Consider the following 14,882-nt stretch of genomic DNA (forward strand, 5'->3'; position numbering starts at 1 on the left):
GGCCGTCTTGCGCAGGCGGGTCAGAACTTGGTCCGGATGGGGTCCTTCGGCGCGGGCGAATAGCCGATGATCGGCGTGGTGAGCTTGGCATAGGTGCCGTCGGCGACCATGTCGGCGAGCGCCTTGTTCACAGCCTTGACGAGGTTCGGCTTGCCCTTCTTGAAGGGGAAACCCTTCTGAACATGGCTGATGTAATCCTCGGTCATGGTCAGCGGCAGCTTCGAGGCCTGGATAGCGTAGGCAGCGGCGATCGAATCGGTGATCACGGCGTCGATATTGCCGTTGACCAGATCCTGCAATGCGTCGGCCTCGGCCTTGTAGGTCTTCACCGTGGCGCCGCGTTCCTCGGCCAGTTTCTGCCAGGACGAGGCGACCAGCACGCCCACCTTGCGGCCCTTGATGTCGGCGGACGCCTTGATGTCGGAGCCCTTCTTCGTGACCACGCGGCCACCCGATTCGAGCCAGCCGTCGGCGAACGTCACCTGCTTCTGCCGCGCCTCGGTGATGTCCATGGCGTCGGAGGCGAAATCATACTGGCCAGCCTCGAGGCCGACGAGCAGCGACTCCCACTTGATGATCACGGGGGTGTATTCGAGATTCAGCCGGCGGGCGATCTCCTTGCCGACGCGGATCTCCAGCCCATCGAGCGTGCCATCGGGGGCGCGCATCGAGAAGGGCGGATAGGTGCCCTCGGTGGCGATGAGGATCTTGCCGGGCTGGATCAGCTCCAGTTCCTGGGCGCTCGCAGGCGCGGCGACGAAGGCACCGAGAAGGGTGGCGGCGAGGACGGAAAGGACTGGAAGGCGCATGTCGTTCCCCTTGATTTAACCGTTGTTGGAAGGTCAGGCGACGGTACGGCTTGTTGTTCAGGCTGGAAGGCGGCTTTCGGCGTGGAGGGCGAGCAGTTCGGCCATCACGGTGGCGGCGAGCAGCGCGGTGATCTGGCCCGGACCATCGAAACCGGGGCTGAGCTCGACCACGTCGGCACCGACGAGGTTGATCCCCTTCAGACGGCGGAGCAGGTCCAGCGTTTCGCGCGCGCTCGGCCCGCCCGCTTCCGGCGTCTGCACCGCCGGCGCGGCGGCCGGATCGACAAAATCAAGGTCAAAGGTGAGGAAGGCCGGCCGACCCGCCGTCCGTTCGGCGATGCGGGCGGCAAGCGCGGGCATCCCCAGGGCGAACATCTCGTCCGTGGTCACGACCTCATAGCCGAGATCGATCGACTGGCTGATGTCCGTCGGGGCGAACAGCGAGCCGCGCAGGCCGACCTGGATCGAATGCGCGGGATCGATGATGTTCTCCTCGACGCCGCGCCGGAAGGGCGTGCCGGCACTGTATTTTTTGCCGGCGAAATATTTGTCCCACGTATCCGAATGGGAATCGAACTGGATCAGCGCGACCGGTCCGTGCGTGGCCGCCACCGCCCGCAGCTCGGCGAGCGTCACCGAGTGGTCGCCGCCGATGCCGAAGGGCGTGACGCCGGCCTCGACCAGCGTGCGCACAGAGGCCTCGATGCGGGCGAGGCTCTCCTCGAGATAGCCCGGCACGACGGCGGCATCGCCGGCATCGGCGATACGCAGGGTCTCGAACACGTTGATGCCGCCCCGGTAGGGGTTGATCGGCCGCAGCATGATCGACATGGCGCGCGCCGCGTTCGGCGCGAAGCGCGCGCCGGTGCGGAAAGGCGCGCCGGCATCGGAGGGAATGCCGATGATGGCGGCGTCGAGCCCTTTCAGCGTCGTCGCCTGCGGCAGCCGCATGAAGGTCGGCACGCCGCAGAAGCGCGGGGTTTCCAGCGAGTCGATCGGCAGCACGCTCATGATACCCGCCCTCCCGGGGCGTCGCGGTCAGACATAACGGGCATTGTGGCGCTCCAGCATCGCCGCGACCTGCGAGAGCATCGTCGTCATGACGAGGTAGATGACGGCCGTCGCCGCGTAGAACTCGAACGGCCGGAACGTGGTGGCGATGATGGTCTGGGCGTAGAGCGTCAGCTCGACCACGGTGATGGTCGAAAGCAGCGAGGTGTTCTTCAGCGTCGAGATCGCCTCGTTGGTGATCGCCGGCAGGATGATGCGCACCACCTGCGGCAGCACGATGCGCTGCAGCGTCTCGAAGCGGCTCATGCCGAGCGCCAGCGAGGATTCCACCTGCCCTCGCGGGATTGCGGAGAGACCCGAGCGGATGATCTCCGCCACATAGGCGCCGCCATTTATGCCGAGCGCCAGGACGCCCGCCACAAAGGGCGAGAGGCCGAGCCCGAGCTGGGGCAGGCCGAAATAGACGATGAAGATCTGGATCAGCGCGGGGGTGCCGCGAATGAACCAGATGTAGAAGACGCAGGCCTGCCGGATCACACGGTAATCGGACGCCTTGCCGAGCGCCACGAGCAGCCCGCAGACCCAGCTCACCAGGATCACCAGCACGGTGATCACCAGGACCAGCCAGGAGGCATGCAGGAAGCCGGGGACATAGGGCAGGAAGAAATCGAGCCATTCGGAAAAGGTCATGGCCGCGCGCCTCCCGTCACCTCGTCGGCGACATGCTCGTGCAGCACGCGCTTCAGGAACTGCTGCAGTCGCTCGCTCTTCGGCCGGCGCAGCACCTCGGACGGCGGGCCGTCCTCGGCGATCAGCCCCTGGTCAAAGAACACGGTGCGGGTCGAGACCTCGCGGGCGAAGCCGATCTCGTGGGTCACGAGCAGCATGGTCATGCCCTCCTGCGCCAGCGAGGCCATCAGCGAGAGCACCTCGCCGACCAGTTCGGGATCGAGCGCGCTGGTCACTTCGTCGAACAGCATCAGGCGCGGCTTCATGGCGAGCGCGCGGGCGATGGCGACACGCTGCTGCTGGCCGCCCGACAGTCGGCTCGGATACGCCCCGCGCTTTTCGGCAAGCCCGATGCGCTCCAGCAGCGATTCCGCCACCGCGACGGCCTCCGCGCGCGGCATGCCCTTCACCCGGACCGGTGCCTCGATGACGTTTTCCAGCACGGTCATGTGCGGCCAGAGATTGTAGCTCTGGAACACCATTCCGATGCGGGCGCGCAGAGCCCGCAGCTGGGCCTCGCTGGGCTGGCCACCCGCGCCGGGCGCGAAGTCGAAATGAACATCCTCGAAGTCGAGCTGCCCTTCGCTCGGCATCTCCATCACGTTGATGCAGCGCAGAAAGGTGCTCTTGCCCGACCCGCTGGCGCCGATGATCGACACCACCTCGCCAACCGCGACATCGAGCGAGATGCCTTTCAGCACCTCATGGGCGCCGAAGCTCTTGCGCAGGTCGCGGATGCGCAGCAATGGCGGCGCCTGGTTACCGGATCCCGCCATCACGCGGCCCCTGCCGGCGGGAAGATATCGAGCCGACAGTCGCGCGGCGTGCGGTCAGGGCCGTTGATGGTGGTGATGTCCTGCGGGCAGTTTGAAAACACCAGCACCGCATCGAACTCGGCCTTCAGTTCGATATAGGAGCCCGGCCGCGAGCGCGGCAGGATGCGGTCGAGCGTGCCGTCGGGCCGGACCTCGACGCTCATGAACAGGTTCAGCGGTGCCGGGGTGAAGGGATAGGTGAGGCCGATCTCGCCGAGCGCCTCATGCATGTTGGTGGCGCAGGAGCGGTGGAAGCCGGTCACGCCGAGCTGGCGGTAGATGGCGGGGTTGCAGGCGCACAGCAGCGTGTCGTGATTACCCGCGGAGGTATCCTCGACGATGGAGACGATCGGGCGGCGCTCCGTCGTCACCAGCACCGTGCTCTTGTTGACATAGGCGACGCTGTTGAAGGAACGCAGATTGTCCATCGACAGGAATTCGGAGAGGTCGCCGGCGTTGAACGCCCAGAAGTCGAGAGCCTGCGTGCCGTAAGGATTGGAGAGGCGTACGCTCCAGCCGGCCTTCAGCCGGATCGCCTTGCCGTGGCCGGCGGGAAGCAGGATCGGACCAGCATCGTCGAAGGTCATCGGCACGGGCCTCTCTCAGCGGAAGGCGGCAGGAACGAAGGCCGATCCGCCAGTTGTCGCCAGATCTCGTCGGTGCTGGAATTTTTATGGTATACCGACGGAATGCAAGTGGATTCTTTGGGCAGACACTGCCTGCGATTTGGCCTTTGCGGAACGGACATCGTGACGGATGATGCGGCAGACGCGGCGACATGATCAACATAACATGCTGATATACATATATTTTTTATCAAGACATGACGCGGGAAGTGCGCCCGCGCACCACCTCGCACGGCCATGAACCGCCCTCGCCCCCTTCTGCCGCGCGTGCTCGATGCGGGCGATTGCGGACTCGTCGTCGAGTTCGGCACGGATGTCGACGAGGCGGTCAACCAGCGCGTCATTGCGCTTGATCGAGCGCTGGCTGCGCATCCCATCGGGGGCGTTCGCGAGACCGTACCGACCTATCGCTCGCTGCTGGTTCTGTTCGATCCGCTCGTCATCGATCGGCAATCTCTGGTCGGCGCCCTGCTCGCACGAGTCGATGAGGGCGAAGAGGCCGCGCCGGGCGGCGCGCTCTGGCGCGTGCCGGTGCGGTATGGCGGCGAGCACGGGGTCGACCTCGAATCCGTCGCCCGGCAGCACGGGCTGTCGACGGACGAACTGGTCACCCTGCACAGCGGCGCGCTCTACCGCGTCTACATGATCGGATTCGCGCCCGGCTTCGCCTATCTCGGCGGCCTGCCCGAGCGCATCCATACCAGCCGCCGTACCGACCCGCGGCCGAAGACGCCGCCCCGCAGCATCTCCATCGGCGGGCGGCAGGCCGCGGTCTCCCCGCCGCTCGAAGTGCCGAGCGGCTGGCACCTGCTCGGTCAGACTCCCGTGCGCTCCTACGATCCCGCGCGCGCCGAGCCGTTCCTGTTCGCCCCCGGCGACCTTCTGCGATTCCACGCCGTAAGCGCGAGCGACTATGCCGACATGCTCGCCGAGGCCGAGGCCGGCGCGATCATCGCCGAGCGTCTGCCGCCCGGAACCGGAGCGCGGTCGTGAGCGCGACTGCGGACCGGAATCATCTGATCGTCGGCGAGAGCGGCCTGTTCTCGACGCTGCAGGATGGCGGGCGCTTCGGCTATCAGCGCTTCGGCATCTCCAATTCGGGCGCGATGGACAGGATGGCCATGAGCCTCGCCAACGCGCTGGTCGGCAATCCGCGCGAGGCGGGCGTGATCGAGATGACGATGAGCGGCATGGCCTTCACCGTGGCCGCCGAAACCTGCCGCATCGCCCTCGCGGGCGCACCCATGGCGCTGGCGATCAATGGCCACGCGGCGCCGCATCTCGAAGCCCATGATCTCGCGCGCGGCGACAAGGTGGCCATCGGCCGCGCCGCCAGCGGCATGCGCGCCTATCTGGCCGTCGCCGGAGGATTCGCCGTCGCCCCGGTGCTCGGCAGCGTCTCCACCCATACCCGCTCGCGGATCGGGGGATTGGATGGCGAGCCACTGCGGACCGGCGCGGTTCTCCCCCTCGCCGGAACGCCCACGGGTCCCGCCCTGCGGCTCGACGCCAAGCGCCTGCCTCGGCCCGCCCGACGCCTGCGCGTGGTGCTCGGCCCTCAGTCGGATGCCTTCACACCGACTGGTATCGACACCTTCCTGACGGCAACCTACCGGCTTTCCGCTCGCGCCGATCGCATGGGTTGCCAACTGGAAGGGCCGGAAGTCGAGCATGCCGCCGGCTTCAACATCGTCTCGGACGGCATCGCCAACGGATCGATCCAGATTCCCGGTCACGGCCGGCCTATCATCCTGCTCGCCGACCGGCAGTCGACCGGCGGCTATCCGAAGATCGCCACCGTCATCGGCGCCGACCTCGGCACACTCGCGCAATTGCGACCCGGCGACGAACTCGCCTTCGAGGCCGTGACGCCGGAACAGGCAGCGCAGGCGGCGCGTGCCGTCGCACGCGAGCTTGACGACCTGATCGCGGCGATGGAGCCGGCCACGCTCGGTCCGGCAATGCTCGCCAGCGAGCGGCTGCTCGCCCTCAATCTCGTCGGCGGCGTCACCTCCGCCAGCAGCGACCCCTTCAGCGAGGCGGAACCGTCATGAGCACGATCGATCTCAACAGCGACATGGGCGAGGGCTTCGGCGTCTACACGCTGGGCGACGATCCGGCGATGCTGGAAATAGTCACATCCGCCAACATCGCCTGCGGCTTTCACGCCGGCGACCCGCTGGTGATGGCGCAGACGCTCGCCGCCGCACGCGCCAACGGGGTGGGGGTGGGCGCACATCCGAGCTTTCTCGACCTGTGGGGGTTCGGGCGCCGCCCGATCATGGGCGAACGCCCGGCCGACATGGAAAAGCACCTGATCTACCAGATCGGCGCGCTGCAGGCGCTCGCGCATGCGGAAGGGCAGAAACTGCAGCACGTGAAGACGCACGGCTCGCTCGGCAATATCGCCAATGAGGACGCCGATCTCGCCGACGCCGTCGCGCGCGCCATCCGCGCGGTCGACCGCGACCTCATCTTCATCGTCATGCCGGGGCTCGAGACCGAGCGCGCCGGACTGGCGGCGGGTCTGCGGGTGGCACGCGAGGTCTATGCGGACCGCGCCTATGCGGACAACGGCAATCTCGTCTCACGCAAGCTGCCCGGCGCGGTGATCCACGATGCCGAGGCCGCCGCCACGCGGGTGCAGCGCATGGTCGAGGACGGCGAGATCGTCACCGCGAGCGGCAGCCGGCTGAAGGTCCGGCCCGACACCGTGTGCGTGCACGGCGACACCCATGGTGCGGTGGAGATGGCGCGCATCATCCGCAACCGCCTTACTACCGCCGGGCATGCGTTGCGCCCGTTCGGCGACTGGATCGGCTGAAGGCCATCAGCCGTTGTCGTCGCGTGCCAGGAGATGGGCGATGACGTCGGCGCCGACGAGGAAGTCCTCCAGCCGCATCGCCTCGTCGGGGTTATGGCTGCCGTTCTGGTTGCGCACGAACACCAGCGCGGACACAACGCCGGCCTGGGCGAAGGTGGCCGTGTCGTGGCCAGCGCCGCTCGCCATCTCGACGAAGCCGGCGCCCCGGGCGTCTGCAATCGCCGCGAGTTGCGCCCGCAGGCCGGCATCGAGCTGCGCCGGCATCGAACCGGTGCGCTCCCCCAGAGCGAAGCGCACGCCGCGCGCGACCTCGATTGCCGCCACGATTTCCATCAGCCGCACATGGATGCGATCGAGACATTGTGTCGACTGGCTGCGCACGTCGAGGCAGAAACCGACCTCGCCGGGCACCTTGCTGAAACCGTGCACGGCCGGATCGGTACCGACCTCGCCGAAGGTGATGGTCGCCGTCTCGCCCGCGGCCAGCAGCTGCGCCCAGGCCGCGTCGAGCGCGGTAATCAGATCCGCGAGGGCGAACACGGCATCGCGGCGATGGGAACGCGGCACAGCGCCCGAATGGCCCCATTCGCCGAATATCCGCGCCTTCCGATAGCGGAAACTGCCGGAAATGCCGGTGGTCAGACCGATCGGCAGATCCGCCGCCTCCAACACCGGCCCCTGCTCGATGTGAAGCTCGATGAAGCCGTGGATGCTCTCGGGATCGAGATGGACCTTACCCGTTCCCACCCGCGAGGGATCGAAGCCGAGCCGTGCCATATGCTCGCGCAAGGCGAGCCCGGTATCCGAGCGCGGCGTATCGAGGGCCGCCTCGGGAAGCAGGCCCAGCGCAGCGCGGCTGCCGAGATAGGAGAGCGGGAACCAGTTGCTCTCCTCGGCGCGGATCGCCATCACCGTGACGGAGCGGCGGGGGCGGATGCCGGCCGCGATCAGCGCCCGGACCGCGGCCATGCCGGCGACGACGCCGGCGGCGCCGTCGAAATTGCCGCCATGGGGCACGGAATCGAGATGCGAGCCGACTACCCAGCCCGGCAGCGACGGATCGCGCCCCTCATAGGTCAGGTAGAGATTTCCGGCAGGATCGATCCGCTCGACCAAACCGAGCGCTGCGCCCTCGCGGCGGATGAGCCGGTGGGCGAACTCCTCCCCTTCGCCATAGGCGGCACGGGTGATGCCCGGTGCGTCGCCGGTATGGGCGGCCAGTTCGTCAAACAGACGCTGCGGAAAGGCGGCATCGATGGCGAGGTCGGCGCTCATGTCAGCTTCTCACCATTCTCCGGCCACACGGTAGGGTTGACGAGGTGGCGCGGCCGGCGACCGTGCAGCGCGTCCACCACCTGTTCCGCCACCATCAGCGCTGTCCGCTCCAGCGCCTCGACCGCAGAGCCGGCGACATGCGGGCTCAGCACGACGTTGTCGAAACCGGCGAGCGGCGAATCGGGCGACAGCGGCTCGCGGGCGAAGACGTCGAGCCCGGCGCCGCCGATCCGACGCGCGGCCAGCGCCTCGATGAGGGCCGGCTCGTCGATCAGCGCACCGCGCGAAGTGTTGACGAGGAAGGCGCCGGGTTTCATCCGGGCGAGCGCGGCTGCATCGATGATGCCGCGCGTCGCGGGCACGCTCGGCAGGTGAAGAGACACCACGTCGCTGACGGCGAGCAACTCCTCGAGGCTGGCCAGGCGCGTCACCCCGGCGGCGGCGAAGTCCTCGTCCGCCCGGCTGCGCGAATAGCCGACGACGCGCATCCCGAATGCGCGGGCGAGCGCGGCGGTCGCCTGACCGATGCCGCCGAACCCGACCACGCCGAAGACGGCGCCCGCGAGTTCGCGCAGCGGCGCGCGATACTTGAAGCCGAAATCGCCGCGCCGCGCCGCCGCGTCCGCCGCCGGCACCGACTTGGCGAGCGCCAGCGTGAGCGCCAGCGCCTGTTCCGCCACCGCCCGGACATTGGCACCGGGCGTATTGACGACGCAGATGCCGCGTCGTGTCGCCTCTTCCACGTCCACCGGATCGGTGCCGATTCCGTGCACCCCGATGACCCGCAGGTCCGGCGCGGCGGCGATCGCGTCGGTCTTGAGCCCGGCGTCTCGGGTAATGACCGCGTTCATGCCCGGCATCGCGGCGACGACAGCCTCCGCTGCGTAGGACGGCGCCGCGATCGGCTCGATGCCGGCCGCCGACAGCCGCTCGAGTCCGGCGGGATGGATGGGCTGGATGATGAGGCAACGCAGCATCGGGGATGACCTTGGCGGGAACGATTTCAGTTTCCGGCAGCGGCGCGGAGGAAACCGGCGATAAGCGGGTGCGGGCGGCCACGCCGGCTGGCCAGTTCGGGATGTCCCTGCATGCCGATGAAGAAGCGCAGGGCGGGCACCTCGATGGCGTCGGCGATATCGCGCCCGGCCTGCCATCCCGAGACGGTGAGGCCGTTCCCCGACAGCCGCTTTTCCACGTCGCCATCGAGCACGAAGCGATGATTGTAGTGCACATCGATACCGTCGGCGCCGTCCAGAAGCCCCGCCAGCCGGGTTCCGGCAACAATGCGGCAGCGCCGCACGCCGAGGCGGTGCTCGGGGTGCCCCTGTCCATCGAGCAGGCGGACAAAGGTCTTGGTCTGCGCACCGGGATCCGCTTCGGCCAGATTGGCGTCGTTGAAGCCGCAGATTTCCTGTGCCACGGCCGTCGCCATGGTCTGCATGCCGAGACACAGCCCGACGGTCGGCAGGTCGCGGCGGATGGCGATGCGGGCGGCCTCGATCTGGCCGCTCACCTGTTCCATGTCCGACCCGCCCGGCAGCAGCAGCCCGTCGGCACCGGCGAGAACGGCTTCCCAGGCCGGCGCGGGCTCCGCGCGCGGGTCCGCGAACCGCAGGTCGAGCGACACGCCGAGCGCCTCCGCCGCATCGCCGAGCGCGGCGAGATTGGCCGGGTAGACCTCGCGCATCAGCGCCTCGTCGCCGACGAGGACGATCACGAGCGGGCGGCCGTGTACGGTTGCTAGCTCGGCCTCGACCCGGAACGGGCGACCATATGGGTCGAGCCGCCAGGCTCCCATCAGCGCCTCGCTATCCTCTGCGCGGAGTTCGAACCGGCCGTCCGTTTCAGTGACGACCAGCGTCTCCACCTTCCGGCCCGCCCGCTCGGCGCCGGCAACGAGGCGCGCACGCGTCTCGACATCGATCGGTATATACGGGTTGATCGGCACCACGACGCTGGCATCGGGCAGCAGGGCCACGGCGCCGCGGTCGACCGGCGCGGCAAGAGCCGAATCCGCGGCCCGTTCCGCCCAGATGACGCCGTTGGGCGCCATCTCGCCATGGGCGAGGACATGGATGTGGCAATCGAAGCGGGCATGCCCGCCCCCGCCCGTCACCACGCGGGTAAAGCGCGCGCCACGTTCAGCAGCGACCTCCCCCGCGATCATCCCGTCGACGGCGGGGATCGCGGTTTCGTGGACGACGAGAACGACCGTCATGCGGTTCTCCGGTTCGGCAGGCGCCCGCTTCTTCACCACCCTGCCCGCGGCATGGGCACCGCCGGTCAGCCACAGCGTTCGACGCCCGATGCTGGCGATACCCTCTCCGGGGCGGCGAAGGCAAGGCGAATGGAATGCAATTCGCGTTCCAATGGCATTTTATCGGTATACCAATTGTACTGGCCTGGCATTTGCTTGGTCGGGAAACCGCTGCCGGTGCAGGCGTCCGCCGACCCCGACGCGCCGCGGCTCCCGCCACGCAATGCACTCCCGCCGCGGGCGGCGGAGTGAACCGGAGACAGATGACCATGCTCAAGAGCCTCTTCGGCCGGGCGGCGATCGCCGGCCTTGCCCTCAGCCTGCTGTCCGGCGTGGCCGCGGCGCAGTCTCTCACGGACAAGATCAAGTCCGGCGAGATCATCCGCGTCGGCTTCGCCAACGAGGCGCCGTTCAGCTCCGCCAATGCCAATGGCGAACTGGTGGGCTCCGACATCGCGCTGCTGCGCGCCACGCTGGCCAAGATGGGCGTGAAGGAGTTCGACGGCGTCCTGACCCCGTTCGGCTCGCTCATCCCCGGCCTCAAGGCCAAGCGCTTCGACATCATCGCCGCCGGTCTCTACATCCGTCCCGACCGCTGCAAGCAGGTGGCCTTCGCCGAGCCGATCTTCGCCGTCGGCGACGCCATCGTGGTGCCGGCCGGCAACCCGAAGAAGCTGGCCTCGCTCGGGGACTTCGCCAAGAACGCCGCGCTGAAGCTCGGCTACACCACCGGTGCGGGCGCGCTGATCGAGCATGCCTATGCGGTGGGCGTGCCGAAGGAGCAGGTCTCGGCCCTGCCCGACGGGCCCGCGCTCATCGCGGCGGTGAAGGCGGGGCGTATCGACGCCTTCCTCTACCCCTCGCTGTCGGCGCAGGAACTGCTCAAGGCCGCCAACGACCCGGCGGTCGAGCGTGCCGAGCCCTTCACCCAGCCGGTCGTCAACGGCAAGCCCGCGCTTGGCGTCGGCAGTTTCGCGGTTCGAACCGACGATGCGGAATTCCTGAAAACCTTCAACGAGACCATGCTCTCGATCCTGAACTCGCCGGAATATCTCCAGATGATCGAGCCCTTCGGCTTCTCCAAGGCGGACCTGCCGCCGGCGGGCATGACCACGGCCGAACTCTGCAAGGGTTGAGCGTCCACACGCTCGTTCCCCCGGCAGAAGACACTTGGCTTCGGGACGCGGTCGATCCGCTTCCCGGAGTCGCCGCGCCCTGGAGCCTCCATGCCGATCGTCTGGGAATACCGGCAGTTGCTGATCGACGGCGCGGGCATGACGCTCATCGTCACCGCGCTGTCGGCCCTGCTCGCCATCATCATGTCCTTCGCCTCGGGACTGGCGCGTGAAGCGCGCGCGCCGCTGCTGCACGTGCCGGCCATCATCTATGTCGAGCTGTTCCGCGGCACCTCGCTGCTGGCGCAGATGTTCTGGCTGTTCTTCGTCCTGCCCTCCCTCGGGCTCGAGCTGCCGGCACTCGTCTGCGGCGTACTCGCCATTGGCCTGTGCAATGGCGCCTACGGGTCGGAGATCGTGCGGGGTGCGTTGCGCGCCGTGCCGCGTGGCCAGCGCGAAGCGGCGATTGCGCTGAACTTCTCCCCTGTGCAGAGCTTCCGCATCGTCGTGCTGCCGCAGGCGGCGCGGATCATGGCGCCGCTGTTCGGAAGCCTCGCCATCGAGACGCTGAAGGGGTCCTCGCTGGTCTCGCTGATCACGCTGGCCGACCTTACCTTCCAGGCCCGCAACATCATCCTCGTCCATCTCAACACCACCGCCGTGCTGAGCGTGGTGCTCGTGGTCTATTTCCTCATCGCCCTGTTCATCAGCGGCAGCGCCCGGCGGATCGAGCGCGCGCTGGCGCGCGGCATCGACCCGGCGGCGAGGTGACGGCGATGGAATTCTCCTTCGACCTGCTGTGGGAAATTCTGCCCCGGCTTCTGCGCGCAACACTGGTCACCATAGAGGCGACCTGCGCCGGCTTCGTCATCTCCCTGCTCGCCGGGCTGGTCATGGTCAGCTTGATGCGATCGGGCCGGCGGTGGGTGCGCATCGGCGCCCGCTTCGTCATGGAGTTCCTGCGGGCGACGCCGCTGCTGGTGCAGGTCTATTTCCTTTTCTTCGTGCTACCCGAGTTCGGCGTGACGCTGTCGCCGTTCCTGACCGGGGTCATCGCGCTCGGGCTGCATTACGGCGCCTATGCCGCGGAGGCCTACCGGGCGGGGCTGGAGGCGGTGCCGAAGGGGCAGTGGGAGGCGGCGGTCAGCCTCAATTACGGGCGCCTCGCCGTCTATCGCCACATCGTGCTGCCGCAGGCGCTGCCACCAATCGTGCCTTCGCTCGGCAACATCGCGATCTCGATGCTGAAGGACACGCCGATCCTCGCTGCCGTAACGGTGACGGAACTGATGTTCGTCGCCAACGAGATCGGCTCCGAACGCTTCCAGTACACCGAGCCGGTGACGGCGGCCGCGCTGATCTATCTGGCGCTGAGCCTGGCAGCTGCCCCGCTCATCGGCGTCATCGACCGGCGCCTGCGGCCGGAGGAGATGCGCGCATGATGCCCATGGTCAAGTTCGAGAACGTCACCAAGCGGTTCGGCGAAACCGTCGTGCTCGACAACTTCGACTTCGAAGCGGCGCGCGGCGAAAAGGTCGTGCTGATCGGCCCCTCCGGCTCGGGCAAGTCGACGCTGCTGCGCGTGCTGATGACGCTCGAGCGGATCGAGAACGGCATGGTCATGATCGAGGGCGAAGCGCTCTGGTACATGCGCGAGGGTCGCGAGGTCGAGCCGGTGACACAGGCGCATCTGCACCACATGCGCGCCAAGGTCGGCATGGTGTTCCAGCACTTCAACCTGTTCCCGCACATGACGGCGCTTGAGAACGTCGCCGCCGCCCCGCGCCATGTGCTGGGCAAACCGAAGGCGGAGGCCGAGGCGCTGGCGGAAGCCCTGCTGCGCAAGGTCGGGCTCGGCGACAAGCTGCTCAGCTATCCGGCGCGCCTCTCCGGCGGCCAGCAGCAGCGCGTCGCCATCGCCCGCGCCATGGCGATGCAGCCGAAGGTCATGCTGTTCGACGAGGTGACCTCCGCGCTCGACCCGGAACTCGTCGGCGAAGTGCTGGAGGTGATGCGCGCGCTCTCGGTCGAGCGGGACCTCACCATGCTCATCGTCACCCACCAGATGGGCGTCGCCCGGGCCCTGGCCGACCGCGTCTGCTTCTTCGAAAAGGGCGTGATCGTCGAGCAGGGCCCGCCCGCGCAGATGATCGACAATCCCGTCCAGCCGCGCACCCAGTCCTTCCTGCGGGCGGTTCAACTCGCCTGACCCGCCTTCCCCTCCAGTCGGTGCCTTGCCATGTCGTCCCTGCCCGCCCCGCCGCTCGCCACCTTCCCGCGTGAGGAATATGAGGCCCGCCTCGCCCGCACCCGCGAACTGATGGTCGCGCGCGGGCTCGACGCCCTGCTGCTGTTCGCGCAGGAGAGCCTCTATTACCTCACGTGCTACGACACGTCGGGCTACGTCTTCTTCCAGTGCGCCGTTCTGCCGGCCGACGGGCCGATCACGCTGCTGACCCGCCGCCCCGACGTCGCGCAGGCGCGGGACACCTCGACGATCGAGGACATCCGCGTCTGGTACAATGCCGAAGATGCCAACCCGGCGGCGGAACTTGCCGCCATCGTCGTCGAGAAGGGCCTGCGCGGCGCGCGGCTGGGGATCGAGTTCGCCACCTACGGCCTGACGGCCGCCAATGGGCGCGCGGTCGAACGGGAACTGGCGGGCATCGCGGCTCTCTTCGACGCCTCCGACCTGGTGCGCGACCAGCGCCTCGTCAAGTCGCCGGCCGAACTCGTTCACGTGCGCGAAGCCGGCCGGCTCGCCGATCTGGCGATGGAGGCGGCGCGTGAAACAGCCTGGCCGGGCCGCTACTCGGGCGAGATGGCGGGTGCGATCCTCGCCACAACGCTGGCCCATGGCGGCGACCTGCCGAGCGAGCAGCCCATCGTCAACAGCGGCCCGCGCGCGGTCTACGGGCGCGGCGTGCTCGGCGCGCACCGGCTGGAGCCGGACGATCAGGTGCTGGTCGAGTTCGGCGCCAGCCATCGCCGCTACATGGCCTGCATCGAGCGCACGGTGATTCTCGGTCGCCTCTCCGACGAGCACGCCACCATGTTCGAGGTGGTGCGCGCGACGATGCAGGCGATGATCGGGGCCATCCGACCCGGCGCCCCGCTCGGGGCGATCGACGCCGAGCACCGGCGCGTGCTGGACGCGTCCGGCTTCGGTGCCGATCGCTACGGCGCCTGCGGCTATTCGCTGGGCGCCACCTTCGCGCCAACCTGGATGGACGTTCCACCGATGATCTATGCCGGCAATCCGCTGGTGATGCGGCCCGGCATGGTGCTGTTCCCACACGCCATGCTCGGCGCCGTCGGCTCGCGTCGGGCGGTGGGCATGGGCCACACCGTGATCGTCACGGAAGACGGCTGCGAGGAACTGAGCCGCCTGCCGCTCGAACCGCTGTTCGCCTGAGGAAAA

16 protein-coding genes are annotated in these 14,882 nt (G+C 68.2%); 8 read left to right on the forward strand and 8 right to left on the reverse strand.

Annotated features, from left to right (window positions below):
* Positions 1 to 20 precede the first annotated feature (20 nt).
* Genes ACEUEL_RS17270 through ACEUEL_RS17290 form a run of 5 tightly spaced genes read right to left on the reverse strand, consistent with a single transcriptional unit; the run spans position 21 to position 3,951 of the window.
* Entirely contained in the window at positions 21 to 809 is a 789-nt protein-coding gene (locus tag ACEUEL_RS17270) for a transporter substrate-binding domain-containing protein (protein ID WP_405707836.1), read from the reverse strand.
* Positions 810 to 866: 57 nt separating this feature from the next.
* Positions 867 to 1,820 carry an agmatinase gene (locus ACEUEL_RS17275; protein WP_405707838.1) on the reverse strand — a complete coding sequence of 318 codons (954 nt, stop codon included), beginning with the start codon at positions 1,818 to 1,820 and terminating at the stop codon, positions 867 to 869.
* 27 nt (positions 1,821 to 1,847) lie between these two features.
* A complete protein-coding gene (locus ACEUEL_RS17280; protein WP_405707840.1) occupies positions 1,848 to 2,510 on the reverse strand; it encodes an amino acid ABC transporter permease in 663 nt (220 codons plus the stop codon).
* Entirely contained in the window at positions 2,507 to 3,325 is an 819-nt protein-coding gene (locus ACEUEL_RS17285) for an amino acid ABC transporter ATP-binding protein (RefSeq protein WP_405707842.1), read from the reverse strand. The genes ACEUEL_RS17280 and ACEUEL_RS17285 overlap by 4 nt, the downstream gene beginning before the upstream one ends.
* A complete protein-coding gene (locus ACEUEL_RS17290) occupies positions 3,325 to 3,951 on the reverse strand; it encodes a DUF1989 domain-containing protein (RefSeq protein ID WP_405707844.1) in 627 nt (208 codons plus the stop codon). The genes ACEUEL_RS17285 and ACEUEL_RS17290 overlap by 1 nt, the downstream gene beginning before the upstream one ends.
* A gap of 276 nt (positions 3,952 to 4,227) precedes the next feature.
* Here ACEUEL_RS17290 and pxpB point away from each other — a divergent pair, with 276 nt between their 5' ends.
* From pxpB to ACEUEL_RS17305, 3 genes are read left to right on the forward strand one after another with little or no spacing between them, the layout of a single operon-like run.
* A complete protein-coding gene (gene pxpB, locus ACEUEL_RS17295) occupies positions 4,228 to 4,983 on the forward strand; it encodes a 5-oxoprolinase subunit PxpB (protein WP_405707846.1) in 756 nt (251 codons plus the stop codon).
* Entirely contained in the window at positions 4,980 to 6,044 is a 1,065-nt protein-coding gene (locus ACEUEL_RS17300; RefSeq protein WP_405707848.1) for a 5-oxoprolinase subunit C family protein, read from the forward strand. Before pxpB ends, ACEUEL_RS17300 begins: the two co-directional genes overlap by 4 nt.
* Positions 6,041 to 6,814, forward strand: coding sequence for a LamB/YcsF family protein (locus tag ACEUEL_RS17305; protein ID WP_405707850.1), 774 nt, complete (start codon positions 6,041 to 6,043; stop codon positions 6,812 to 6,814). The genes ACEUEL_RS17300 and ACEUEL_RS17305 overlap by 4 nt, the downstream gene beginning before the upstream one ends.
* Before the next feature lie 6 nt (positions 6,815 to 6,820).
* On the opposite strand, the gene ACEUEL_RS17310 is transcribed toward ACEUEL_RS17305, so the two are convergent.
* Genes ACEUEL_RS17310 through ACEUEL_RS17320 form a run of 3 tightly spaced genes read right to left on the reverse strand, consistent with a single transcriptional unit; the run spans position 6,821 to position 10,307 of the window.
* Entirely contained in the window at positions 6,821 to 8,089 is a 1,269-nt protein-coding gene (locus ACEUEL_RS17310; protein WP_405707851.1) for a Zn-dependent hydrolase, read from the reverse strand.
* Positions 8,086 to 9,066, reverse strand: a complete 981-nt coding sequence (locus tag ACEUEL_RS17315) for a hydroxyacid dehydrogenase (protein WP_405707853.1) — start codon at positions 9,064 to 9,066, stop codon at positions 8,086 to 8,088. The genes ACEUEL_RS17310 and ACEUEL_RS17315 overlap by 4 nt, the downstream gene beginning before the upstream one ends.
* A 26-nt stretch (positions 9,067 to 9,092) precedes the next feature.
* Positions 9,093 to 10,307, reverse strand: a complete 1,215-nt coding sequence (locus tag ACEUEL_RS17320) for a glutamine amidotransferase-related protein (RefSeq protein ID WP_405707855.1) — start codon at positions 10,305 to 10,307, stop codon at positions 9,093 to 9,095.
* A 308-nt stretch (positions 10,308 to 10,615) separates the two neighbouring features.
* Between ACEUEL_RS17320 and ehuB the strand changes: the two genes are divergently transcribed.
* From ehuB to ACEUEL_RS17345, 5 genes are all read left to right on the forward strand, one after another.
* On the forward strand, positions 10,616 to 11,482 hold the full coding sequence (gene ehuB / locus ACEUEL_RS17325) for an ectoine/hydroxyectoine ABC transporter substrate-binding protein EhuB (RefSeq protein WP_405707857.1): 867 nt from the start codon (positions 10,616 to 10,618) through the stop codon (positions 11,480 to 11,482).
* 90 nt (positions 11,483 to 11,572) lie between these two features.
* Complete coding sequence (gene ehuC / locus ACEUEL_RS17330) at positions 11,573 to 12,232, forward strand: ectoine/hydroxyectoine ABC transporter permease subunit EhuC (protein WP_405707859.1); 660 nt, start codon at positions 11,573 to 11,575, stop codon at positions 12,230 to 12,232.
* Between the two features lie 5 nt (positions 12,233 to 12,237).
* Positions 12,238 to 12,903 (forward strand): ectoine/hydroxyectoine ABC transporter permease subunit EhuD, encoded by a 666-nt coding sequence (gene ehuD, locus ACEUEL_RS17335; protein WP_405707861.1) that lies wholly within the window; start codon positions 12,238 to 12,240, stop codon positions 12,901 to 12,903.
* Entirely contained in the window at positions 12,900 to 13,670 is a 771-nt protein-coding gene (gene ehuA / locus ACEUEL_RS17340; RefSeq protein ID WP_405707863.1) for an ectoine/hydroxyectoine ABC transporter ATP-binding protein EhuA, read from the forward strand. Before ehuD ends, ehuA begins: the two co-directional genes overlap by 4 nt.
* Before the next feature lie 30 nt (positions 13,671 to 13,700).
* On the forward strand, positions 13,701 to 14,876 hold the full coding sequence (locus ACEUEL_RS17345; RefSeq protein ID WP_405707864.1) for a M24 family metallopeptidase: 1,176 nt from the start codon (positions 13,701 to 13,703) through the stop codon (positions 14,874 to 14,876).
* Positions 14,877 to 14,882: the final 6 nt, after the last annotated feature.

The organism is Ancylobacter terrae, from assembly GCF_045108345.1.
Classification (GTDB): Bacteria; Pseudomonadota; Alphaproteobacteria; order Rhizobiales; family Xanthobacteraceae; genus Ancylobacter.